Below are 24,222 nucleotides of genomic sequence, written 5' to 3'. Positions count from 1 at the left end.
TGAAAGTAGTGCAAATTTGGTAAAATATTTTTTGTATTATTTGAAAGAGGTGCTGATAATGAACTCGATGGATCATACCATGAAATTTAATGTGAAATCAGATGATATTGATACTCAACCTAAAGATATCCTCCTTTTGGTGTATGAAGCATTGAAAGAAAAGGGATATAATCCAATTAATCAGATTGTTGGGTATTTATTGTCTGGTGATCCTGCATATATACCAAGACATAATAACGCAAGAAATGTTATTAGAAAAGTAGAACGGGATGAACTCATCGAGGAATTGGTTAAATCATATCTCAAGCAACACCACGAATAAAAGTTGAGGGGGAGTATACCCCCTTTTACTTATCCTTTTTTATTTCGAGGCAGATTAAGAGTTGTATTTTGTATAAGTGCGACTTTTGGGAGTGAAACGGACAAGGTGAGCACGTTACAAAATACAATCTTTAGGTATAATTATTTTATTACGAGGTAGATTATGAGAATAATGGGATTAGATGTGGGTGACAAAACAATAGGTGTCGCCATGAGTGATCAACTTGGTTGGACAGCCCAAGGTGTAGAAGTTATTAAGCGTAAAAAAATAGAAATGGATTTAGTGCGTCTTAGGGAAATCATTGATGAATATCAAGTTGAAGAAATAGTAGTTGGCTTACCTAAGAATATGGATGGCACTATTGGTCCAAGGGCAGAAAAGATTATGGAGTTTGCGGAAGTTTTAAAGTCTACTTTTAACTTACCGTTATCTTTTTGGGATGAACGACTTACTACCATATCAGCCGAAAAAACTCTCATTGAAGCCGATATCAGCAGAAAAAAAAGGAAACAAGTAATTGACAAGATGGCAGCAATGTTGATTTTACAAGGTTACTTAGATAATAAGGGGTGATATAACATGAGTAAGGAAGTTGAAGATCGGGAATACATATATATAACTGATGATGATGGAAAAGATGTTAAATTTGAGATTATCTATGAGTTTGAGGCGGAAGATAGAAAGTATCTTTTAGTTGTACCAACAGATATTTCTGAAGATGAAGAAGAAGCTGAAGTGTACGCCTTCAGATATGAAGAACAAGGTGACGATCTAATTCTTTATACGATAGAAGATGAAAAAGAATGGGATATGATTGAAGAAGTTTTTAACACACTTGATTATGAATTTAACCAATAGGGGTTGTTATTATGGAGAAAATGAATATAAAGGAAACTGATTTATTAAGAGAAAAGTATGGGTCAGAAATAACCTTGTATGATGAAGAGGATCAAGAACATCTATTTCATCTTTTAATGGAATTAGAGTTTGACGGTAAACATTATGCTTATTTTCAATCTCCTGATGCTGAGGAAGGAGAAATTGAAGTTTTAAAAGTTGAACAATTGGCTGATGGTGAATTAGAACTAAGGTACATCGATGATAATGAGTGGGAAGATGCAAGTGAAATATTTGATATTTGGACGAATAAATACGATTAAATGAGAGAAGGTGCTACCTCTCTCATTGTTTTTTTTGTCGAACTATGCTAACTTATTAAGGAATATGAATGTTTTAAGGAGATCGAATAATTCAGAAACTAGTTGCAGGTAATACTAAAGGTGTGAATGTTAGCAACTGCGAAATAGTATGAATTTAATAGGTAATTGTAACAGTCAATTAGGGGAGATACGGTAATTATGGGTATTACAGACGAGAAGGTAGACAGATATTTAACTCAATTGATGCCGATTGAGGATTCATTACTTATTGAGTTACAGCAACAGGGTTTAAAGGATGAAGTACCAATTATTCAAATTCCAAGTATTAGATTAATAGAGGTTATTTCCAATATTATTCAGCCAAAGGTGATTATTGAATTGGGAACCGCTATTGGTTTTTCTGCCATTTGGTTGGCGAAAGCTTTCCCTAATGCAACTATTCATACAATTGAAAGAAATTCAAAAATGATTAAGCAGGCAAAAGAGAATATCAAAAAAGCAGGTCTAACTGATCGGATTACTTTACATGAAGGGGATGCAGTGGAAATATTACCTTCCCTTCCTAAGGTTGAACTTATTTTTATTGATGCGGCAAAAGGAAAATATAAAGAATTTTTCAATCTAGCTTTTCCATTATTAAATGTTGGAGGAATTTTTATTTTTGATAATATCTTATTCAGAGGATATGTAGCAGATCAAGAAATCTGCCAATCTAAGCCGATGCTAAGGAAGATTAGGAATTTCAATGATTTTATAGCTACCCATAAAAAAGTGAAAACTTCATTTGTTCCTATTGGTGATGGATTAGCTATCTGTTATAAATTGGAGGAGTAAGGATGAATTTAAAAAAACCTGAACTATTAATAACCGCTAAGAATCTAGATGAGATCAAGTATTTAGCGGATTCAGGGGCTGATGCATTTAATATCGGCGGTGATATTTATGGATTAAGGGTGGCTGGTATCTTCACTCTAGAAATGATTAAAGAAGCGGTTAAAATTGCAAAAGAAAAGCAGAAAAAAATTTATGTAATGATGAATGCAATCTTACATAACGATTCCTTAAATGGTTTAGAAGATTATCTCACAAAATTGGTAGAATATGATGTTGATGGAATCGTATTTGGTGATCCAGCCGTATTTATCACTGCTAAAGAAATCGCACCAGACCTACAATTGCACTTGAATACTGAAACGACGATTACTAATGCTGAAACCATTAATTTTTGGGCAAAAAGAGGTGTTACTAGAGCTGTTTTAGCTCGAGAACTTTCTTTGGAAGAGGTAATTGATATCAAAAACAAGGTAAATATTGAAATACAAGTCCAGGTCCATGGTTTAACTTGTATCTTTCATTCTAAAAGAAGTTTATTAACAAACTACTTCGAGCATCTTGGATATAACAAATTGTTACCTCAAGAATCTAGAAAAAAACAATTACACTTACGTGAAAAGAAACGTCCTGATGAGAGATATCCTATCTTCGAAGATAGTCATGGAACTCATATCATGAGTGACCACGACATTTGTATGATTGAACATATTGATAAGTTTATTGGTGCGGGTATAGATAGTTTAAAGATAGAGGGCATTCTACATTCCACAGATTACCTAGTTAATGTCACAAAGCTCTATCGCAAAGCCATTGATAATGTTTTATCTGGAAAGGAAAATGGTTATTTAGTTGAACAAATTAAAAAGATTCAACCTAAAAACAGACCTTTAAATACCGGTTTCTATTTTAAGGAGCAAATTTATTAATTATTTCCATCGTACAGAAACATATTTTTTATGGTATCATTGACGTTGTGAAATTTATGGCCTAAAAAATTCATCTAGAGAGGGGGTCAGACTTTGAATAACACCGCTGAACATCAAACTCAAAAACTTAAAAAACCTGAATTATTAGCTCCAGCTGGTAATTTAGAAAAATTGGAGTTTGCGATTCGATATGGAGCTGATGCTGTCTATATTGGTGGAAGGCAATTTGGATTACGGGCTAAAGCGGGTAATTTTTCATTTGAAGATATGGAAAAAGGCGTTGCCTTTGCTCATAAACGTAATGCTCGAGTCTATGTAGCTACAAATATTATCGCCCACAATGCCGATTTATCAGGTTTAGAAACCTATTTAAAAACGATAAAAAATATTGGGGTAGATGCGATTATAGTAGCCGATCCTGCTATAATCAGTACTGCAAAGAATATTGTGCCTGATCTTGAGATTCATTTAAGTACCCAATCTTCTGTAACGAATTGGCGGACGGTGCAGTTTTGGAAGGATGAAGGGATTTCTAGAGTTGTGTTAGCTCGCGAAGTTTCTTTACGAGAAATACGTGATATAAAAAAACATGTAGATGTAGAGCTTGAAGCTTTTATTCATGGTGCAATGTGTAATTCATACTCAGGACGGTGTGTATTATCAAATCACATGACCAATCGAGATGCTAATAGGGGTGGATGTGCCCAGTCCTGTAGGTGGCTCTACGACCTCTTTCAAACGGGCGATGAATTAGATGATTATTCTGAGATTCCGTTGTTTGAAGAAAATGACGATCCTTATACAATGAGTTCAAAAGATCTATGCATGATTGAATCAATACCGGATATCATTAATGCAGGTATAGATTCTCTAAAAATTGAGGGCAGAATGAAAAGTATTCATTACGTTGCCACTGTTGTGAATGCGTACCGTCAGGCAATTGATGCTTATTTAGCTGACCCTAAAAATTATTCTTTTGACCCAGCGTGGTTAGATGAGATAGTAAAAGCAAGTCATCGCCCACTTATTAAAGGTTTTTATTATCAACCTCCTAACAAAGAAGCTCAAATTTATGGAGAGGGACCTAAAATAAGAAAATTTGATTTCGTAGGGTTGGTTTTAGATTATGATAATGATACTAAAACAGCCACTATCCAACAAAGGAATAATTTCAAAGTTGGACAAGAAGTGGAATTCTTTGGTCCGGCTACAAAATTCGTTCAAACTATAGAGAAAATAGAAGATGAGGAAGGTAACTCGATTGATGCTGCCAGACATCCTCTTCAAATAATTAAAATGAAAGTAAATAAACCAGTAAAACCTTATGATATGATGCGGAAGGAGAATTAGGTTATGAATAGACCCGTTGTAATCGGAGTTACCGGTGGAACGGGATCAGGAAAGACAACTGTTGCAAAACGTATTCTGCAAAGTTTCCCTGATCAAGAAGTTCTAATGATCGAGCAAGATTCGTACTACAAAGATCAATCACACATACCATTCGAAGAAAGAATTAAGACTAATTATGATCATCCATTAGCCTTCGATAATGACTTGTTTATTAAGCAACTTAAAGATTTATTAAATTATAAACCGATTGAAAAACCAATCTATGATTATACACGTCATACACGCAAGACAGAAACAATCAGAGTTGAACCGGCAGATGTAATTATCATTGAGGGAATTTTAGTTCTTGAAGATAAACGTCTACGTGATTTAATGGATATTAAGATTTTCGTCGACACTGATCCAGATGTAAGGATTATCCGAAGACTAGTGAGGGACATTAGTCATCGTGGTAGAACGATGGAGTCAGTGATAGATCAATATTTATCTGTTGTGCGTCCTATGCATTTGCGTTTTATAGAACCTACAAAGCGTTATGCTGATATAATAATCCCTGAAGGTGGGGAAAACGTGGTAGCTATTGATTTATTGGTAACAAAAATAAAAACTATATTGGAAGAGCGAAAAGTCAAGCAAAGATAAGCTTGGCTTTTTGTTATACCTCCCAAAGAATATGGTGATGATAGTAATACTATATTCTAATAGGGTGAGGTATACATGGCTCCTTTAACTAAAAATAAAAGAAGGGCTTTTCATATTTTACTATTACTATCTATGTTATTCTTAGTTTTGGTATATCGACTATTTGTGATTCAAATAAAGGATGTCCGAGACTTTTCTACAAATCATATTAACTTACTTGAAAGGTCTGTAAATCAGAGGAAACAAGAATTTATTTTATCTTCTGGTAGGGGAAATATCTATGATCACAAATATCGCTCACTTATTAATCAAGAAGAGATAAAAACAGTCGTTGTATTCCCTTTTAGCAAAGATAATATTAATTTAGGAAAGATCAAAGAATTGGCTAGTATCATTAATATCGACTATCAAAAGTTACTTAACCAAGTCCAAGAATTAAGTAAACCTTCATATATAACAAAAAATGGTAAACCAATAAAGATAACGAAAAAACAGCAAATAATGATTGAAAGATTGCAAATTCCAGGGATTATCTCTGCATCCTATACTATCAATGATTATAATAATGTGTTAGCTAAACATGTCATTGGATATTTAGGACAAGCACCTAATGAAATTAGAAATAGTTACCATGATTATCTCGAAAGAGGAATACTAAAATGGAACAGTTTGATTGGCAGATCAGGACTACAATTAACTTTTCAAGAAATATTAATTGGAGTTGGCGAATCAAAAATCGCTTATTTCGTGGATAATAGGGGGAGACCGCTTAATGGTTTAGCTTATAAATATCAGACAAATGAGGATGAATATTACCCTCTCTCTTTAGTAACTACGCTAGACAAAGATATTCAGGCTTTTGCCGAAAGACAATTGGTTAAAAATCGTATCAGAGAAGGGAGTGTAGTTATTCTTGATGTTAATAATGCTGATATTTTAGCTATGGCGAGTTTACCGGATTTTGATTTATTAAATGTAGATCCAAATTCGCCTGATTGGAACAATAAAGCAGTTCAAGTAATTGAACCTGGATCTATTTTTAAAACGCTAATTGCCATCGCCGCTTTGGAAGAAAGAGTAGTTAATCCCGAGGATAAATTTTATTGTGCGAGTCAATACAGTGTTTACGGCTTCTCATGTTATAAAGATCATGAAGAAATGACCTTTGAAGAGGGATATGCCAAATCATGTAACGTTGTTTTTGCGGAAATTGCCGAAGGGCTAGGCCCAGGCAAGATCGAAGAATATGCCAAAAAATTAGGGCTAGTTGGAACTATAGGTTGGACAGGGGAATTTTTCAAAGAGGATTCATTTGCTCAAATAGGAGATGAGGAAGCAAATAGGGTGTTTCATTCTAAGACGAATAAAAGTGATATTGGTTCAGTTATTAGAACGGCAATAGGACAACAGGATGTTAGAGTTTCACCTTTAGCGGCAGCAAATTTGGTTGTTACAGTATTAAATGACGGATTTGTATATCAACCCCGACTAATTGAAAAGGTAATCTACAAAAATGGTATGGAATATTATAATTTTAAAGTTCATAAATCAGACACTAGGATCGGCAATAGGGAAACTTATCGAGAAATTAGAAAAATGATGGAAAAAGTCGTGGAAGAAGGAACTGGACGGTTGCTAAAACGAGCTAAATGGAAGTTAGCAGGGAAATCTGGTACAGCTGAAACAAAAAACAATCTGGTAAATCAATGGTTTATTGGTTATGGTCCGGTAGGAAGTCCTAAATATGCTGTAGCTGTAATGGTTAAAGACGTTGCAACTTCTGAACCTTTAGCTAAAAGGGTATTTATGGGGATTATGGATGATTTAGCACTTTGGGAACAAAAAGAATTTAATCAAATTAAATAAATTTAAAAGTACAGGCCCAGATGTCACCTCTAACTGCATAGAATATAATAGTGTTTTTTGCTTGGGGGGTGACAATTTGCTTAGTTTATTCTCTGCACTTGCACTATTATTTAAAGAATTAACCCTATTTGTTGCTTATGTAAAAAATAATGCTTTCCCACAACCGCTTAATGAAAAGGAAGAAGAGTTACAAATAGCCTTATTAGAAAAAGGAGATGAACAAGCTAGGAATAAGTTAATTGAACATAATTTACGTCTTGTCGCACATGTGGTAAAAAAATTTGAAAATACTGGTGAAGATACTGAAGACTTAATTTCCATTGGAACGATAGGTTTAATCAAAGGGATCGAAAGTTACCAATCAAATAAGGGAACGAAATTGGCAACATATGCAGCTAGATGTATCGAAAACGAAATCTTAATGCATTTGCGTACATTAAAGAAAGTACGAAAGGATGTCTCTCTACATGACCCAATAGGTACAGATAAAGAGGGGAATGAAATTACACTAATCGATGTTTTAGGGACAGAAGGTGATGAAGTTTTAAACAACGTACAATTGAAGATTGAAAAGAGTAAAATATACAGCTATTTACATATCTTGGATGACAGAGAAAAAGAAGTAATTATTGGTAGATTTGGTTTGCTTGATGATCGAGAAAAAACTCAAAGGGAAATTGCTAAAGAATTAGGAATTTCACGTTCTTATGTATCAAGGATTGAAAAAAGGGCATTGATGAAGCTATTTAATGAGTTTTATAAAAGTGGAAGAAAGAAGAATTAAATGTAATGTAACTTAATTAGATTCCAATATTTGTTTTTATAAATTTCAATTATAAAGGAAACGCTAAAAACGCAACTAAAATAAGCTAAAAAGGTGGTGAAGTTGTGAAACGCGTTTCTTTTTTTCTTGCAATATTTTTAGCAGTATCAGTTTTACTTAGTGGTGTTGCATCAGCAGCAACTTATACAGTTAAATCTGGTGATAATCTTTGGCAAATAGCTCAAAAGTTTGGGACAGGTCCTACGGCTCTAATGAGGGCAAATGGAATGAAGTCGACAATGATTTATCCAGGTCAGAAGATTCAAGTTCCGGATAAATATACACATTTTGTTAATTACGGTGATACTCTTTGGAGAATAGCTCAAAAATATGGTGTTAGTTTATCTGATATCATTAAACTTAATGGGTTAAAAAATCCTGGTAATTTGTTTGTAGGACAAAAAATAAAAATCCCACAAAAAACCGGTTGGAAAGCCAAAGCAGACCAATTAATACAAGCAGGTATGAAATATCTTGGAAGGCCTTATGAGTTTGGCGCAAGTAATCGTCAAACTAGAACCTTCGACTGTTCATCCTTTACCCAAAGAGCATTTGCTGATATTGGAATCAAGATCAAGCGTTCTTCACGGTCACAATATGCATATCCACCGGGACGCTATATAAAAAGGTCAGAAATACGTAGAGGAGACTTATTATTCTTTGACTATACAAGAGATGGTAAAATTGATCATGTAGCAATTTACTATGGCAACAATAAATTATTACACACATATCGTAATCCTCAAGGTGTGGAAGTTAGTCCACTTTCGAAATACTGGCAATCAAGATATGTTGGAGCAAAACGAATTATCGAATAACCTTCTCCTTAACATGTAAAACATAAATCGCAAACCCCAAATTGGCCGGTTTGCGATTTTTTGCTTTATTTTTGATTAAACCCAGTAATATACTTTGCATACTCTAAAGGTAGTAAAAATGCTTTCCTGATCGTTTCTTTATCTTGAGATAGGTGAAGAGTATCTTTCGCAGGTTTAGCGTTTGGCTCTATAAACCATAATTTTCCTTTTCGATCAACTCCGAAATCGATACCAATCTCGCCAAAAAAACCATATTCTTGTTCAATGGCTGTATAGAGTCTTTTCAAAAAATGTTCAATCTCTTTCTTAAAAGTATCTTTGTTCTTTTTTATTAAATAATTATATTCTTTCATAAAATCATTAAACGAATAAACCGTCGACTTGGCTCGTGTGCTTGTTATAGGAGAATATTTATCGCTTAGTCTAAAAGCTATACTTACTATTTCTAATTCTCCTTTTCCATTTCTTTGAACAGTGGCCCGCAGATCGCTAATTTTATCACGAACTTTTATAAGGTTTATGGCTCGTTGAATGATAAGGGGATTTTTTTTAAAAAGTGTTTGAAGATCATTGATTAAATACTCTAAGCTATCAGTTTCATGTGAAAATAATTTTTTATCAAAATAGCTATATCTAAAAATTTTCTTCTTCAATTGTTCTATCTTCACAACTTTTTTACCTTGGCTACTGATACGAGCCTTTAGGTATACCTTTCTGTATCTTTGTAACATTTTTTCTAAATCATTAAGTTTTTGATATTCCATTGTAGGTGGTAAATTAGGTCGGATATTTTTATACTGAGATAATTTTTGATAAACATCCCATTTATCAAAATAATGCTGACTATTTATTTTTTTAAGCGCTGGATTGCTTTCTAATTTTTGGCGAACTTTTATTTGGCTATTAGTTGCATTTCCTGGCCCTTTATCGTACAGAACATCTGGAAATGGTAAAACTCTTCTTTCAAAAATACCTTTTTGTGCATTAAAAAAATCCCATTTATTTTATTTTGAGAAAAATCTACGTCCAAGTCGCAAAAGTAATAGAAAATTGTTTTAACTTCATGGTTAGCTGAAATTGTTTCTTTAGTTCTAAAACTCATTTTTTGCTTTAGTAGAGATCTTGCATAACTTCTTCGGATAAAGACTCCTATAACCGGTCCAAAGCGAATAGTATTGTCTTTAATTAAAATATTAGTTTCAGTTCCTTCAGGAATCTCGATTTCATTAAGGAATGAATGGGGGATTATGACTTTGTTTACAGTTTTATTAACGAGGCAAACAACTTTTTTTTCAAATTGGCCTATTTTTAAAATAACATATTCAGACTTGGTAAGCTGATTGTAAATATTTTTGGGAACTGATATAATATCTTTCTTATGTTGAGCTGATCTTACTTTGAAAACTAATGTTGTACTCATATAATCACCCTTATCTTCTCTTGATATCGTTATATGCTAAGGTGATTTATTATGTATAGTTATCTATCTCGCTAAAACATTTTTTTTTTGAAAATATAGAAGTTTTTTTCGAGGTTTTGGTATAATAAAGTAAGTCGATAAGTAATAATTAATATTAAAAATAAGTCGTAAAACTGATACTGTATAAGTATTTTTTAATATGATTAATGAATAGGAGTTGGATGTATATGATGACTGAAGAAAGAGATACAGGTAAGATAAAAATTGAAAGTGATGTTGTGGCGATGATAGCTGGACTAGCTGCTACCGATACCGAGGGAGTGGCAAGTATGTCAGGCGGAATAACTGAAGGCTGGGCGAAACGAGTAAGTGGCAAAAATGTGGCTAAAGGAGTTCGTGTTGAAGTTGGAGAACTTGAAACAGCAATTGATCTTCGAGTGATAATTAAGTATGGGGCAAAAATCCATGAGGTAGCGAAGAATTTACAAGAAAATGTAAAAGAAGCCGTTGAATCAATGACAGGATTACGCGTTGTCGAGGTTAATGTTTTTGTTGAAGGTGTTGAAATACATAGAGAAGAGGAAGAGAAATCCGAAGAGTTCGTTAATCGTTTAAAGTAATTATTAAGCATTAGCACCCAAAATTATTGGGTGCTTTTGTTGTTTTCTCTTGATAAGCTTAAAATTATGCCAATTGCCGTCATTGAAACAATTAGTGACGAACCACCTGCACTAACAAAGGGTAATGTCACCCCTGTAATAGGAATAGTTCCAGTAACTCCACCAATATTAATAAATGCCTGAACGGCAAATAGGCTTACGAAGCCTACTCCTATTAAAGTTCCAAATGAATTATTAGAACGTAAAGAAATGATGAGAACTCGCCATAAAAGTGACAAATAAATCAAAATAAAAATTGTTACTCCAATAAAGCCAAGTTCTTCTCCAATAACCGAGAAGATAAAATCTGATTGTGGGTATGGCAAATAAAAAAATTTTTGAATTCCCTTTCCAAACCCTGTTCCTAGGATCCCTCCATTACCTAGTGCTATTAAAGATTGTATCAGTTGATAACCACTACCATAAGGATCACTCCATGGTTCAAGGTATGACGTAAATCTGGAAATTCGATAGTCTGCTGAAAAGATGATAAAAGGTATAACTGCAATACCAATTAAAATGATGTAAAAGATATGCTTTAGTCTTGCTCCTCCAACGACAATCATAATACCAGCAGTTGTTGCTAATATTAGAGCCGTTCCATAGTCAGGCTGTAGTGCGATCAGTATAAAAAAGATCAAAGTGACGATTATACATGGCATCAAGCCTTTTTTGAAGTCCTTCATCTTCTCCTGTTTTTTGGAAATTAGCGCCGCCAAATATATAATCAATCCTAGTTTGGCAAATTCTGCTGGTTGAATTGTAAAGGAACCTAATCCTATCCAACTTCTTGAACCGTTTAGTTTTATTCCAAGACCAGGGATGAATACAGATAATAATAAAATAAATGATACAACTAGAATGAGTAAGAAGTGTTTTTTGTAATATTTAAAAGGAATATTCATCGTGAATAACATCAAAAACATTCCTAGTCCAGCCCATATTAATTGTCTTTGAGTAAAGAACCAACGACTTCCCATATTCCAGTAAGAAATTGTGAAACTAGCACTAAAGATCATTACAATACCAAACCCAACCATACCTAATGTCAAAAAGAGAAGTAAAAAATCTGGAGTGCCTCGACTGGGTTTCATTTTATATTGCTCTCCTTTCTATAAGCATGATAATTACATTCCATAAATTCTCCCTTATTTCCTGCAAAACTGATAAATATTATTTGTAATATGGGTGTTTTAAAAAATGGGAATGCTTTTTTTAGTATTGGGAATGCTAAGGTAAGAGAAGGAGGGATATTATGAGCAATAACTTACGTGATATAATGACGACTGATGTGGAGAGTGTTAGCCTTTTAGATAACGCATACGAGGTAGCTGAAAAAATGGAGAAGCTTAATGTTGGAGCAATGCCTGTAATTGAGGGTGATAATCTTGTTGGAATGATAACAGATCGCGATCTCGTGTTGCGGGGATATGCTAAGAAACGTTCCGGTTCGACTGCAGTTAGCGAATTGATGACCAAAGATCTTGTTGTAGGTACTCCCGATATGACTGTAGATGAAGCATCTGAATTAATGGCTAAACATCAAATTCGTCGTCTGCCAGTTGTAGAAAACGGGAAGGTGGTCGGAATCGTTTCGATTGGTGACTTGGCTGTTAGAAATGAGTATGCAGATGAGGCCGGTGAAGCACTATCGGAAATTTCCCAACCATCTTCACCTAACATTGAATAACTAATGACTGTAATCTATAAAAATTAAGCCAACATGATTTGGACTTTTGTGTTCAAAGATGTTGGCTTTTTTATTTTATGAAAAATTTACAGTTTTAAACGAACAAATGTTTGTATATAATATTAAAGGAAGGTTTAATTGGGATGTTTCAACAAGCTAGGAGAGAGAAGAGGTTGATTAACGGTTGATGTACCCTGAAGAATATCAAGAATTTTCTCGGCTGATTAAGGAATATGTTGTGTTACACATTATTCTCAAAGTACTTGAATATGATCGAAAAGCGATTAGACAATCCACGTGTAAATTTTCAAATCTTTATGATCAACTACTAACGAATATTCAATGGAAAATTGAATATGATTTACGTCGAATAAAGAAAAATATTAAAAAATTAGGGGGGACCATAATATCCCAAGAGCAACAATCCGCTGTCAGGGTTGTAAAAACAAAATTTAAAGGTTTTGTTTACACTCATCGATACCTGAATTACGTTTTACAGGCTGAAAGTGAAGAATTATTAAAAACTTATATAAACTCCATCTAATAAATTATTAAATACTTTAAACATGTTATTTAACACGTCTTGGAGGAGGAGATTACTATGAGAAGATTGTTAGGTATTATCTTAATGATAGTGTTAGTGGCTACTTTCATTTTTTTTTATAGTGAAGCCACATATGAGAAGGAAAACTTATTAGAGGCAAAGGTCATCAGAGTGGTTGATGGGGATACATTTATTGCAGAGATTGAAGGGAATAAAGAGAAAATTCGTTTATTATTGATTGATACACCTGAAACGGTTCATCCCAAAAAACCAGTTCAACCTTTCGGACCAGAAGCGTCAGCTTTTGCTAAAGAAAAATTGGAAAATAAGATAGTCAGATTAGAATTAGATGTGCAAGAAAGAGATAAATACGGGAGAATACTAGCATATGTGTATTTAAATGATGGTAAGATGCTAAATGAATTATTATTGGCAAAAGGTTTAGCAAGGGTTGTCGTATATCCACCTAATGTCAAGTACGTAGAAAAATTCAGAGAGATTCAAAAAAGAGCTCAAGAAGAAAAGGTTGGAATATGGAGTAAATATAGCAGATAAGAATATCTATTTGTGATACAATAAGATTGGTAAATATTTTTATGATAATTTTCTTGATTGTAGCTATTTGGGATGTTAACATTTTTTTAAAAATTTTGATAGGGCATGAAGGAGACGATTAGTCATGTTTCCAAAGAGAGCTGGATTGATAGTATGGGTTAATGATACCAGATTAGCCAAAAATTTAGAGCGTTTTGGTAACCTGCTTTATATTTCAAAGCGGTTAAGATATGCAGTACTTTATGTTAATGAGTCTGAAGTTAAAAATAAAATAACAAACATTGAAAAACTACATTATGTCCGTAGAGTTGAACGATCATTAAGGACGGAGTTGATGACAGACTTTACAAAGGTTACGTAGATTTTCATAAGGGTTATGGTAAAGTTATTAGGTATTCTATTTTCATATATCACTAGTATTTTTGGTAGGTATTTAAAAATAGAATACTTTTTTTATGATCTTTTTATTTTCAGAAAAATCAAAAGATAAAGATAGGGGAGTTTTATTTGGGGAGATGACCTTATGCAACGATGGAGTAGGAATTTATATGTGTTATGGGGAGCAGTTTTTTTACTCATGGCCGCTATGTCGTCAATCATACCATTTTTACCACTTCTAATTGAGCAAAATATGGGAATTGAATCAGAAAAAGAGGTGGCAATGTGGTCGGGACTTATTTTCGGGGCCAATTTTTTTACTGCTTTTCTCGTTTCTCCATTTTGGGGGATTGTAGCAGATAGATATGGACGAAAGATAATGATATTAAGATCAGGTTTTGGGATGGCAATCGTTATAATAATGATGGGGTTGGCTACAAATGTTTATCAACTGCTAATTTTACGTTTAGTAAATGGATTGATTGCTGGGTTCAATCCTGCGGCTATCGCGCTAATTGCTACCAATACTCCTAAAGAAAAAGTTGGATACGCCTTAGGAGTCTTGAATTCAGGAAGGGTTGCAGGAACGATTATTGGGCCATTCTTTGGAGGTTTGTTAGCTGATTATATTGGGTTTAGTCAAATTTTCTTATATACTGGATTGTTAATCATGTTGTCAGCTTTTCTTGTTTTGTTACTTGTTCAGGAAGATTTTAAACCTATTGCAAGTTCACAAAGCGGAAGTTTTATTCAAGATTTCAATATTATTTTAAGAACCCAGCCTTTGTCGTCACTTTTTATGGTATCTTTTTTGATTCAATTTGCGGTTTTAAACGTTAATCCTATCCTACCTTTATATATCGGGAAGTTAAATCCACCTGGAGACAGGGTTGCTTTCTTTGCAGGTTTAGTTTCTGCTACTACAGGATTCGCGAATATGGCATTCTCGCCAAAATTAGGGAAACTTGGTGATAAATACGGCTCAGAAAAGGTGTTATTCTATTCTCTAATTGGTGCAGCCTTATTCTTTTTGCCACAAGGATTTTCAGGAAATGTATGGCAGCTTATGATGTGGCGTTTCTTGTTAGGGTTAACAATTGGAGGGTTGTTACCTTCAATTGATTCATTAATTAGACATTATTCACCAGTGGGAATGGAGAGTAGAACATATTCATATAGTAGCAGTGCACTTTTCCTTGGAAATCTACTAGGACCTATAGTTGGGGGAATTTTGGCTGGAATTATTGGCTTTAAAGGAATGTTTTTATTTACGGGGATCTTGTTGCTTACAAATGGTATTATAGTAAAACGTTTATTACAAAAACAAATTCAAATTAGAAAGTTTCAGAGTATGTAGGCCACAAATAGGTGGTTTATTTTTTTTTTGCTAATATTTGTTCATTGAATCTATGTTAGAAATCTATGAAGATAGAGATAGAGAAAATACAGGGGAGAGCGAGATAATGAAAAGATTGTTAAATAAAACAATAAGGATCTTTTTCGTTGGAATTATTATTGCTTCTTTTATTTTAGTAGATTCAACAACTATAAAAGCTGAAAGATTAAAGACTGAAAGATTTAATATGAGCTATTTATATTTTGGAAATTCCCAGAGTTTTGTTGAATACATTCCAAACACAAAAGGGGCATTAAATACTATATCTCCAAGTTATTTTGATTTATCTGCAGATGGTTACCTGGATGAAAAAGTAGATCCATTTTTTGTAGCACAGATGAAGAAAATGAATATTAGAGTTGTTCCTTTCTTAAGTAACCATTGGAACAGACAAAAAGGAAGGGAAGCATTAAAAAATAGAGAAAAATTAGTGGATCAGCTAGTAGATGTAATTACGAAATATGATTTAGATGGAATCAATGTTGATCTTGAAAATTTAACGGCTGATGATAGGGATAACTACACGGATCTTATAAGGCTTTTAAGGGAGAAATTACCGCCAGAAAAAGAAGTATCTGTTGCTGTTGCAGCAAACCCATATAAGCTTGAAATTGGTTGGCAAGGTTCTTATGATTATGAAGAATTGGCTAAATTTAGTGATTATTTGATGTTAATGACCTATGACGAGAGTTATTATGGCAGTGAACCCGGACCAGTGGCCAGTTTAAAATTTGTTGAGAAATCAATAGAGTACGCACTAGAAAAAGTTCCACCAGAAAAATTAGTATTAGGAATACCTTTTTACGGACGATATTGGAAAATAGGTGAGAAGGGAGGGCGAGGGATTTCAATAAGTAAAGTAGAGGAATTAGTGGATGAATTTAATGGTAAAGTCTACTTTGATAACAAGAGCAAGACACCATATGCTGTGTTTACGATACCTAAAGATGAACATCCAAAAGTTCATTATCGAAAGCTAACTCCCGGGAAATATATTGTTTGGTATGAAGATGACAAATCTCTTAAATTAAAATTAAGGTTAGTGGAAAAATATAATTTATTGGGTACGGGTAGTTGGAGCCTTAACGAAGCGCCAAAAAATATATGGAATTATTACCAATCTTGGTTAGACGGAAAACATTATTTTATTGATACTGAAAAACATTGGGCGGAAAACGATATTTTATCTATGTTGGATAGGGGATGGATGGTTGGAACTTCGGAAGAAAATTTTTCACCTAATCTACCGTTATCTCGGGCTCAGGCAGTTGTTGTAATAGTAAGGGCTCTCGGATTAAATAATGATTTTTCAGTAGATAATTTCTCCAATTTTGTGGATGTTGATGCCGATTATTGGGCTAAAAATGAGATTGAGATTGCTTATAGATACGGGATTATAAAAGGAGTTAAAGAGGGATATTTTGCACCAAATGAACCATTAACTAGGGCCCAAATGGCAGCAATATTATCAAGGATTTTAATTGATAAAAATAATGTTCAGATAGCAGAAAAACCAATTGATCGATTTGAAGATGTAAACTTTAATCATTGGGCTTACGCTGATATCATTAATTTGAGTACCCGTAATATTTTCATGGGATATACTGATGGTAAGTTCCATCCTAATGACTATCTCAGCAGGGGACAGATGGCGGCTTTGATGAATAGAATTGCTTCAAAGATAATGATTAATGAATAATAGTAATAAATCTAGAGAAAGATAAGTTATGAAATTATTCATGGAGGACTGGAATATGGATAAAAAGAGAGGAAAGACTCTAGATTCGAAGGGGGAGTATTTTGAGTTTAATATTGCTGATAAAAGCCATCAAAATATCAAGAGTATGAATGATGAAAATCTCAAACCATCGGATTTACTAAAAAAAATAACCGAATCAGATGAATATTAGAAATCATTTATTTATAGCAAACTGTTAAGGATGTCTTAACAGTTTTTTTGTTAATGATTTCAATAAAGTTTAGGCGACTTAAATAATTTGTACGGTTGTAAATCGGTATCCTTTATATTGATTATGTTATAAGATAAAATATATCTCATGAAAAGGAGTTAGACCATTGGATAATAAGCGAATTTGTTTAAATTTTAGAGAAAATAAAGATATAAAAGTTGGGGATAAAATATTAGTCAAACTGCCAAATGAGGAGATAGAGCGTAAATTCCTGGTGAAAAAATTGGATCATCGATTTAAAAACTTACCAATTGTCGAGTATAATGGAATAGAAATCGTTATTGACCTTTCAATAATCATCAGGAAAATGAATGATTAAGTTTTATGAGTTTAAAAGGAGCAAAAATTATGGTAGAAACTTGGCGTTTTATTGATTTTCAATACCACTCTCCTGCTTTTAATATGGCCTTAGATGAGGCTTTGTTAGAGTGGCATAGTAAAAAACTTTTTCCTCCCACAATTCGATTCTATGGTTGGGATCCACCGACATTATCAATCGGTTATTTTCAAAACATACATAAAGAAATAGATATAGATAAGGTTAACGAATATAATATTGGATTGGTTCGACGATTAACGGGCGGCAGGGCCGTTTTTCATGATAAAGAACTTACCTATAGTGTAATAGTCTCAGAAGATCATCCGAATATGCCTAAAACAGTAACTGAAGCCTATCAAAATATAAGTCGTGGATTATTAGAAGGTTTTAAACAACTGGGTTTAAATGCGTATTTCGCAGTACCTAAAACGAAAGAAGAACATGAAAAACTAAGAAATCCCCGTTCTGCCATCTGTTTTGATGCACCTTCGTGGTACGAACTTGTTGTGGAGGGAAGAAAAGTTGCCGGAAGTGCCCAAACAAGAAAAAAGGGTGTTATCCTTCAACATGGATCAATATTAATAGACATAGATGAAAATCTGCTTTTCGATTTATTCAAATATCCCAATGATAGAATTAAAGAACGGTTGCAGAAAAATTTCAAGAACAAAGCTATTGCGATAAATGATGTTGCCAATAAAAAAGTGACGATAGATGAAGTTAGAAATGCTTTTTATAGAGGATTTGAAATAGGATTAAATATCCGTTTTGAGCCGTATGAACTAACTGAAAAAGAGAAGGCTTTCGTAGAGGAGTTAGCTAAGGAAAAATATGAAAGTTATGATTGGACTTACTTGAAATCTAACAGAAGGGAAGAATAAAGATGGCAAAGGAAGTTAGAGAAAAACATCCATGGCTTAAGATTAGATTGAATACTAATGACAATTATAGAGGATTAAAGAAAATGATTCGCAATCGAAAATTACACACTGTTTGTGAAGAAGCGAGATGTCCTAACCTTCATGAATGTTGGGCAGAAAGAAAAACAGCTACTTTTATGATATTGGGTGATATCTGTACGAGATCATGTCGTTTCTGTGCAGTTACTACTGGTATTCCAAATAACGTTGATTTAGATGAACCAAGAAGAATTGCTCAGTCTGTAAAGGAAATGGAGTTAAGGCATGCAGTAATTACATCAGTAGCTAGGGATGATTTAGAAGATGGTGGAGCGTCTATTTTTGCTGAAACTATTAGAGCAATTAGGAGTCTTAGCCCATTGACTACCGTTGAAGTCCTTCCATCAGATCTTAATGGAGTGTATGAAAATTTGAAAATATTGATGAATGCCCGCCCAGACATCTTAAATCATAATATTGAAACAGTTCGTAGATTATCTGATAGAGTTCGCTCGAAGGCAAAATATGATCGGTCTTTAGCTTTTTTGCGACAAGCAAAGGAGTTACAGCCTGATATACCAACTAAATCCAGTATAATGATTGGTCTTGGAGAAACCAAAGAAGAAATTATTGAAGCGATGGATGATTTACGAGCAAACAATGTTGATATATTAACCATTGGACAATATCTTCAACCAACTAGGAAACATTTGAAAGTAGAAAAATATTACCATCCAGATGAGTTTGCTGAGTTAAAAGAAATTGCTTTAAATATGGGATTTAGTCATTGTGAATCTGGTCCTCTCGTTCGCTCATCTTATCATGCTGATGAACAAGTTAAGTTGACCTAATCTCTTAATATATTGGTCTTTTATTACAAAGAAAAACCGGATGATCTATATCATCCGGTTTTTTCCCCTATAATCCTGGGTTACGATCGAGGTCATCTCCCAATATATTGAAATTAGGTCCCGGTCCAAATCCTGTGCCAGGTCCAGGACCGAATCCTGATCCAAACCCTAGTTCAGAATCTGGTCCAAATCCTGGTTCACCTTCTAAACCAAATCCTGGTTCCATTCCTGATCCAAATCCCAATCCCGAATTGGGACCAAATTCGGGACCAAACCCAGGACCAGGTCCAGAATCTAATCCTGGTCCAAATCCTGTGCTAGGTCCAGGACCAAATCCAGGCCCAAATCCAGCCCCAAAATTTTGACTACTTCTAGGACCAGGTCCGCTTCCAAAGGAATTATTTACCGGTCCTCCCATACCGAAAAAATTTCTATTACTAAAGCCACGGACGGGTCTATTTCTTCTAGCTCTTGGATTAGGTGTTAGTATTTGTCTCAATACGTTTTTAATAGATGGTTTAGGCAAAAATAATCAGCCTCCTTTCAACAAAATCAATTCATTATAATCTATGCAGGAAGATTAGTCCTTGTAAGGCTGGTAAATATCCATTTTTAATGAATCATCTATATTTTTGAGCCATTCACTTACCCGTTCATATTCTTCTTTAAGTAAGAGACTATCAGGATAATTCTTTAGCCCCTTTATTAGATTCATCTTTGCAAATTCTAAAAGGATTACAGTTACTTTCATATAAGTTAATTCAGGTGAATTAGTTTTATAAATAATTTTTTTTGCCTCATCAACATCTCCAGTTAGCCATAAACTACCGGCTAAAAAGGGGATAGTGTCAAATATCTCTTGCTCGATTTTTATTTCTAAAAGTTGGGGGATAATTGGAAGATTATCTAATAAGATTTCTTTAATCTTCTGTAGAGGTTTATAACTAGTAATTCCATCTTCGGTAACGTATATTTTGTTATTTTTGGTCAAATGATGTCGCATAGAAAGACATTTACTAAAATCCTTGATAGCAGACTGATATTTTTTCGCCGCTTCAAGACAAAGTCCACGTATATAATACAAGTCTGGGTAATCAGGATATTTGTTAATCCCTTCATCAAGGTAATTTTTGCATTCAACTAGCTGTTTGCTTTCTAACAGAGATATTCCGAGCATTTTATATAATCGGGATTCATATCCGATTTCTTGGTCGGTATGTTTTAAAGCCTTTTTATAGTAGTGAATTGCTTCATTAAATTGATGTAGACGGAGATACTCGCTTGCTAAATTATACAGAGTAAATCCATCTGTAGGGTTTTTCTTAATTTCTGCTTGTAAAATTTCTAGATTTCTTTTGCTTTTTTTCTTATCTTTGTTGATTGATGGTAGGTATCCAAAATGATGGATTATCAGTTCAGTCATAGCAACAAATTTATCTTTTATAGGGAGTTGTTCGTGTATGGCACCAAAAAAACGAAGTTCAGGTTTATTGCGAAATAAGCGTAGACTTACACTCTTCTCACTATGAGTCAGACTTTCATCAGTATAGTTGATAATATTAAAGAGAAACCCTTCAATATCCTTGTCAGCTTTTTCTATTAGTTTTTTTAATAGTTCGCCATGTTCCAAAATTTCATCAGCGTCCAAATATAAAATCCACTCACCATTTGCTTTTTCTAGACCATGATTTCTAGCAATTGAAAAATCATTTTGCCATTTTATCTGAAATACTTTTGCTCCAAATTTTTGAGCGATTTTGATTGTATCGTCGGTTGAACCAGTGTCGATTATGATTATTTCATCTACATAATTAACTACACTATCTAAAGATTTAGGGAGGGATTTTTCTTCGTCTTTTGTAATCATGCATAAGCTAATTTTCATTTTTGATCGACTCCCTTAGCTGATACAATTTTATTTGTCCTTCATCAGTTAATTTTTCACTTTGGAGAGCAGAGTTGATAAGGGTTGAAATTTTTTTAAGCAAAAATTTATTCTGAAGATAGTGGCCTTCAACTCCAAAATTTGAAGAAGATTCTAACTTTAAAATGTCTTCAGCTTCAATATTGTGGCCATCTTTTAGCAATACCATTGCCACCTTTTCTTTAAAGCTAACTTTAACCTCTTTATTATTTAACTGAGAATATATTTTTTTTATGAGAGATATTTCTTTAAGTGTTGCTAAGAGTTCTCCAATACTAATCCACAAATTTTCATCACTTGATTTATAAAGCCATTCCATTAAAACTGTTGCTTTATCAATTTGTTTTAAGAAAAGCATATTTTCGATCAATCTAGCGATGATTTGATAGCCTTCAATCTCTAAGTTATTCAAAGTTATCTTTTTACCGGTTAATAGGGAATGAAGATCGAGATAGAGCTCTTTAATCTTTTGATTGAGGTTATTGGAGTTTAATATTTGTTTTAGTAAATTTTCTGCTAAATCCCATTTGTTATGAAACCAATAATTTTGAATGCGTTTTAATAGAACTTGCTCGTAATAACTATGTTCTTTGGGAATTGTAGAAAAATATTTTTCTGCAATTAGTGGTCTTTCTAACATCATATAACATATCCCTTTAACAAAAGCGATATCTTCCATTATATTTTGATTCGCTTTCGCTTCTAAAATATTGATGTAATAAAGTGCCTTCTGATATTCTTTCTCTAAGCATAAGATATCGATTAAAGTCATTAGTTGGTTATGCTCTGATTGTCCAAGATATTTAAGCAGGATTTTATCGATAACCCCCAATTGTGGATATTTTTTTACTAAGGTACCAATCAGATATAATGGTTCAGTTAAACTAGGTTCACTATGAAATGCTTGAGAATAGTAATCTAGGGCTTTTTCTGCATTAAGCAATTCTTCATGTATTTCTCCTATGGCTAAAAGAGCCTTATAACCTCCAACACCAGGTTCAGAAACCATTGAGGATGGAGGATCACCTAATTGATGACAACGTTTAAAATCATCAATAGCTTCAGAGAATTTGTGTAGTTTTTGATATATTTTACCTCGTAAAAAAACTAAGTCAGTATAAAATGGAAAGTATTTAAGCCCTTTATTGGCAATCTCAATTCCTAGTTCTAGTTTTCCTGTAATATAAAGTGACCAAGTTAGTAATTTATATAGGTGGGGAGTGTAAAGGTGATAGTGCTTAACGTATTTGACAGCTTCTTGAAATTGCTTGATGGCTTCTTCAATTTGATTGTTGTTTAAAAGTTCAATTCCATAAGTGTACCGTAGATAACTATCGGTAGGATTAAGCTTAATGTCTTTTTTTAGTAGCTCTATTTTCATTCGCTGTCTTTGAAGATATTTATCGGGATCTGGTTGATGGATTATTGTTATTTCAACATCTTTAATATTCGTAATAATTTCTTCTGGAATTCGTTCATAGACTAGGTTTTGATAGCGATATTCTTTACGATTGCGAAAAAGACGAAGAGATTGGGTAACGGAGGTAGATAAGTGATTTTCTATTTGGGTGCGTATATAAAATAGGTATCCCTCTACCAGTGGGTTATTAAGTAATCCTTTTATCTTTCTGGAGTCATCAATAGATAATGTTTCATCTGCATCAAGGAATAAAATCCATTTTCCTGAGGCTTTTTCGATTGCATAATTCCTAATTTCACTAAAATCATTATCCCACTTTTTAAAATAGACTTTAGCTCCAGCCTGTTTTGCCACTTTCACAGTCTTATCCGTTGAGCCGGTATCGACAATAACTATTTCGTCTACCACATCTTTTATATTTTTTAAACATAATGGTAATTTTTTTTCTTCATTTTTAGTAATAATACATAAACTTAATAGATTATCTCTCCTTTGCAACATTATCTCCCCTTTTCATATCACTAAAATAATATATGAGTAAAATTAAACAGATGTGTTTTGAATGGACATTAATGAGTTAAGTGTTTAATTTTCGGATGAATATACATATACACAGGCAATCAATTTATTAACAACGTAATTTAATAAGAGGATTTGTAAGGGGGGGATAATCATGAGTATGAAGGTTTTTACAGATACGGATAGTCAATTTCTGGCGCGTGTCTTCCAACCAACTGCTTCTAGTTTAAAGATGGAGCCAATTCAAACTGTTGCATCAAATTTACAAACTACCGCAAATCAAAGCTCAGCATCAGCATTACAGATGACAGCAAACCAAAGCGCAGCTTCGGCATTGCAAATGACAGCAAATCAGAGTTCAGCATCAGCATTACAGATGACAGCAAACCAAAGCGCAGCTTCGGCATTACAGATGACAGCAAATCAGAGTTCAGCATCAGCATTACAGATGACAGCAAACCAAAGTGCAGCATCAGCGTTACAGATGACAGCAAATCAGAGTTCAGCATCAGCACTTAATGCGACAGTATTCCAAACTGCTGCTTCCAATCTACAGGTTACCATCCATCAATCTTCTGCTTCTAACATGAATATTACTTTAGCAAATAGGGCGGTTGTTGACGAATCAGCAGTACTTACTGTTGCAAGTAGTTCAACTTATGCTTTTGGTGCTACAAAGACAGTTATTTCCTTAAGTAAATTTAGTTTTCTTGTTAAAGGTGGTACGGCATCAGTCAATGTTAAAATTCAATTAAGTCCGAATGGATTAACAGCTGCAAGTAACTGGATTGATGATGATACAGTTACTAGAACGTTAACTGCTAGTGCGTTAACTATTTTAACACCTACAAGATTTAGTAAATTTGTGCGTCTAGCAGCTATTCAGGCTGGTACCCAGTCAGCTTCATTAACTGTTTATTACCAAGGACAGGTATAA

29 protein-coding genes are annotated in these 24,222 nt (G+C 33.7%); 23 read left to right on the top strand and 6 right to left on the bottom strand.

Annotated elements, in window-relative coordinates; all coding sequences use genetic code 11:
* The first annotated feature begins 58 nt into the window (after positions 1-58).
* The 11 genes from BHF71_RS08570 to BHF71_RS08520 all read left to right on the top strand — a co-directional run bounded on the left by BHF71_RS08570 (position 59) and on the right by BHF71_RS08520 (position 8,741).
* Positions 59-322 (top strand): IreB family regulatory phosphoprotein, encoded by a 264-nt coding sequence (locus BHF71_RS08570; protein ID WP_069657250.1) that lies wholly within the window; start codon positions 59-61, stop codon positions 320-322.
* A 162-nt stretch (positions 323-484) separates the two neighbouring features.
* Positions 485-895 carry a Holliday junction resolvase RuvX gene (ruvX, locus tag BHF71_RS08565; protein ID WP_069657249.1) on the top strand — a complete coding sequence of 137 codons (411 nt, stop codon included), beginning with the start codon at positions 485-487 and terminating at the stop codon, positions 893-895.
* A 6-nt stretch (positions 896-901) separates the two neighbouring features.
* The gene (locus tag BHF71_RS08560) at positions 902-1,180 is read left to right on the top strand and encodes a DUF1292 domain-containing protein (RefSeq protein ID WP_069657248.1); all 279 of its coding nucleotides are present in this window, start codon (positions 902-904) and stop codon (positions 1,178-1,180) included.
* 11 nt (positions 1,181-1,191) lie between these two features.
* Positions 1,192-1,482 (top strand): DUF1292 domain-containing protein, encoded by a 291-nt coding sequence (locus tag BHF71_RS08555; protein WP_084024449.1) that lies wholly within the window; start codon positions 1,192-1,194, stop codon positions 1,480-1,482.
* 198 nt (positions 1,483-1,680) lie between these two features.
* On the top strand, positions 1,681-2,316 hold the full coding sequence (locus tag BHF71_RS08550) for an O-methyltransferase (RefSeq protein ID WP_069657247.1): 636 nt from the start codon (positions 1,681-1,683) through the stop codon (positions 2,314-2,316).
* 2 nt (positions 2,317-2,318) lie between these two features.
* Positions 2,319-3,242, top strand: a complete 924-nt coding sequence (locus BHF71_RS08545) for a peptidase U32 family protein (protein WP_069657246.1) — start codon at positions 2,319-2,321, stop codon at positions 3,240-3,242.
* Positions 3,243-3,335: 93 nt separating this feature from the next.
* Positions 3,336-4,592 (top strand): peptidase U32 family protein, encoded by a 1,257-nt coding sequence (locus BHF71_RS08540; RefSeq protein WP_069657245.1) that lies wholly within the window; start codon positions 3,336-3,338, stop codon positions 4,590-4,592.
* Between the two features lie 3 nt (positions 4,593-4,595).
* Positions 4,596-5,234, top strand: a complete 639-nt coding sequence (gene udk / locus BHF71_RS08535) for a uridine kinase (protein ID WP_069657244.1) — start codon at positions 4,596-4,598, stop codon at positions 5,232-5,234.
* A 75-nt stretch (positions 5,235-5,309) separates the two neighbouring features.
* A complete protein-coding gene (locus BHF71_RS08530; protein WP_069657243.1) occupies positions 5,310-7,100 on the top strand; it encodes a peptidoglycan D,D-transpeptidase FtsI family protein in 1,791 nt (596 codons plus the stop codon).
* 76 nt (positions 7,101-7,176) lie between these two features.
* Positions 7,177-7,884 (top strand): RNA polymerase sporulation sigma factor SigK, encoded by a 708-nt coding sequence (sigK, locus tag BHF71_RS08525; RefSeq protein ID WP_069657242.1) that lies wholly within the window; start codon positions 7,177-7,179, stop codon positions 7,882-7,884.
* 104 nt (positions 7,885-7,988) lie between these two features.
* Positions 7,989-8,741 carry a C40 family peptidase gene (locus BHF71_RS08520; protein WP_069657241.1) on the top strand — a complete coding sequence of 251 codons (753 nt, stop codon included), beginning with the start codon at positions 7,989-7,991 and terminating at the stop codon, positions 8,739-8,741.
* A gap of 65 nt (positions 8,742-8,806) precedes the next feature.
* Here BHF71_RS08520 and BHF71_RS08515 read toward each other — a convergent pair whose 3' ends face one another.
* Both BHF71_RS08515 and BHF71_RS08510 read right to left on the bottom strand, forming a co-directional pair.
* Positions 8,807-9,592, bottom strand: coding sequence for a YheC/YheD family protein (locus tag BHF71_RS08515; protein WP_245683848.1), 786 nt, complete (start codon positions 9,590-9,592; stop codon positions 8,807-8,809).
* 41 nt (positions 9,593-9,633) lie between these two features.
* The gene (locus tag BHF71_RS08510) at positions 9,634-10,161 is read right to left on the bottom strand and encodes a hypothetical protein (RefSeq protein ID WP_069657239.1); all 528 of its coding nucleotides are present in this window, start codon (positions 10,159-10,161) and stop codon (positions 9,634-9,636) included.
* A 230-nt stretch (positions 10,162-10,391) separates the two neighbouring features.
* On the opposite strand from BHF71_RS08510, the gene BHF71_RS08505 reads away from it, so the two are divergent.
* Positions 10,392-10,781 carry an Asp23/Gls24 family envelope stress response protein gene (locus BHF71_RS08505; protein ID WP_069657267.1) on the top strand — a complete coding sequence of 130 codons (390 nt, stop codon included), beginning with the start codon at positions 10,392-10,394 and terminating at the stop codon, positions 10,779-10,781.
* A gap of 23 nt (positions 10,782-10,804) precedes the next feature.
* Here the strand turns inward: BHF71_RS08505 and ftsW are convergent, their stop codons facing one another.
* Positions 10,805-11,914, bottom strand: coding sequence for a putative lipid II flippase FtsW (ftsW, locus tag BHF71_RS08500; RefSeq protein ID WP_069657238.1), 1,110 nt, complete (start codon positions 11,912-11,914; stop codon positions 10,805-10,807).
* A 161-nt stretch (positions 11,915-12,075) separates the two neighbouring features.
* On the opposite strand from ftsW, the gene BHF71_RS08495 reads away from it, so the two are divergent.
* From BHF71_RS08495 to lipA, 10 genes are all read left to right on the top strand, one after another.
* Positions 12,076-12,510 (top strand): CBS domain-containing protein, encoded by a 435-nt coding sequence (locus BHF71_RS08495; RefSeq protein ID WP_069657237.1) that lies wholly within the window; start codon positions 12,076-12,078, stop codon positions 12,508-12,510.
* A gap of 187 nt (positions 12,511-12,697) precedes the next feature.
* A complete protein-coding gene (locus BHF71_RS08490; RefSeq protein WP_069657236.1) occupies positions 12,698-13,054 on the top strand; it encodes a YhjD family protein in 357 nt (118 codons plus the stop codon).
* Between the two features lie 57 nt (positions 13,055-13,111).
* Complete coding sequence (locus BHF71_RS08485; RefSeq protein WP_069657235.1) at positions 13,112-13,609, top strand: thermonuclease family protein; 498 nt, start codon at positions 13,112-13,114, stop codon at positions 13,607-13,609.
* A gap of 124 nt (positions 13,610-13,733) precedes the next feature.
* The gene (locus BHF71_RS08480) at positions 13,734-13,970 is read left to right on the top strand and encodes a YlbG family protein (RefSeq protein ID WP_069657234.1); all 237 of its coding nucleotides are present in this window, start codon (positions 13,734-13,736) and stop codon (positions 13,968-13,970) included.
* A 162-nt stretch (positions 13,971-14,132) separates the two neighbouring features.
* Positions 14,133-15,344, top strand: coding sequence for an MFS transporter (locus BHF71_RS08475; protein WP_069657233.1), 1,212 nt, complete (start codon positions 14,133-14,135; stop codon positions 15,342-15,344).
* A gap of 106 nt (positions 15,345-15,450) precedes the next feature.
* The gene (locus BHF71_RS08470) at positions 15,451-17,082 is read left to right on the top strand and encodes a glycosyl hydrolase family 18 protein (protein WP_069657266.1); all 1,632 of its coding nucleotides are present in this window, start codon (positions 15,451-15,453) and stop codon (positions 17,080-17,082) included.
* Between the two features lie 55 nt (positions 17,083-17,137).
* On the top strand, positions 17,138-17,293 hold the full coding sequence (locus tag BHF71_RS12150) for a hypothetical protein (protein ID WP_176717343.1): 156 nt from the start codon (positions 17,138-17,140) through the stop codon (positions 17,291-17,293).
* Between the two features lie 166 nt (positions 17,294-17,459).
* The gene (locus BHF71_RS08465; protein ID WP_069657232.1) at positions 17,460-17,672 is read left to right on the top strand and encodes a hypothetical protein; all 213 of its coding nucleotides are present in this window, start codon (positions 17,460-17,462) and stop codon (positions 17,670-17,672) included.
* Positions 17,673-17,698: 26 nt separating this feature from the next.
* Positions 17,699-18,553 carry a lipoate--protein ligase family protein gene (locus BHF71_RS08460; protein ID WP_141705369.1) on the top strand — a complete coding sequence of 285 codons (855 nt, stop codon included), beginning with the start codon at positions 17,699-17,701 and terminating at the stop codon, positions 18,551-18,553.
* Positions 18,554-18,555: 2 nt separating this feature from the next.
* On the top strand, positions 18,556-19,422 hold the full coding sequence (gene lipA / locus BHF71_RS08455; RefSeq protein WP_069657230.1) for a lipoyl synthase: 867 nt from the start codon (positions 18,556-18,558) through the stop codon (positions 19,420-19,422).
* A gap of 67 nt (positions 19,423-19,489) precedes the next feature.
* Here the strand turns inward: lipA and BHF71_RS12500 are convergent, their stop codons facing one another.
* From BHF71_RS12500 to BHF71_RS08440, 3 genes are read right to left on the bottom strand one after another with little or no spacing between them, the layout of a single operon-like run.
* A complete protein-coding gene (locus tag BHF71_RS12500; protein WP_069657229.1) occupies positions 19,490-19,948 on the bottom strand; it encodes a hypothetical protein in 459 nt (152 codons plus the stop codon).
* A 54-nt stretch (positions 19,949-20,002) separates the two neighbouring features.
* Positions 20,003-21,307, bottom strand: a complete 1,305-nt coding sequence (locus BHF71_RS08445; RefSeq protein WP_069657228.1) for a glycosyltransferase family 2 protein — start codon at positions 21,305-21,307, stop codon at positions 20,003-20,005.
* Positions 21,297-23,267, bottom strand: a complete 1,971-nt coding sequence (locus BHF71_RS08440; protein WP_084024443.1) for a glycosyltransferase family 2 protein — start codon at positions 23,265-23,267, stop codon at positions 21,297-21,299. The genes BHF71_RS08445 and BHF71_RS08440 overlap by 11 nt, the downstream gene beginning before the upstream one ends.
* Positions 23,268-23,439: 172 nt before the next feature.
* On the opposite strand from BHF71_RS08440, the gene BHF71_RS08435 reads away from it, so the two are divergent.
* On the top strand, positions 23,440-24,222 hold the full coding sequence (locus BHF71_RS08435; RefSeq protein ID WP_069657226.1) for a DUF6385 domain-containing protein: 783 nt from the start codon (positions 23,440-23,442) through the stop codon (positions 24,220-24,222).

This window comes from Vulcanibacillus modesticaldus (genome assembly GCF_001730235.1).
Classification (GTDB): Bacteria; Bacillota; Bacilli; order Tepidibacillales; family Tepidibacillaceae; genus Vulcanibacillus; species Vulcanibacillus modesticaldus.
The sequence above is the reverse complement of the archived record's forward strand: the minus strand, read 5'-3'. Positions and strand labels throughout refer to the sequence as shown.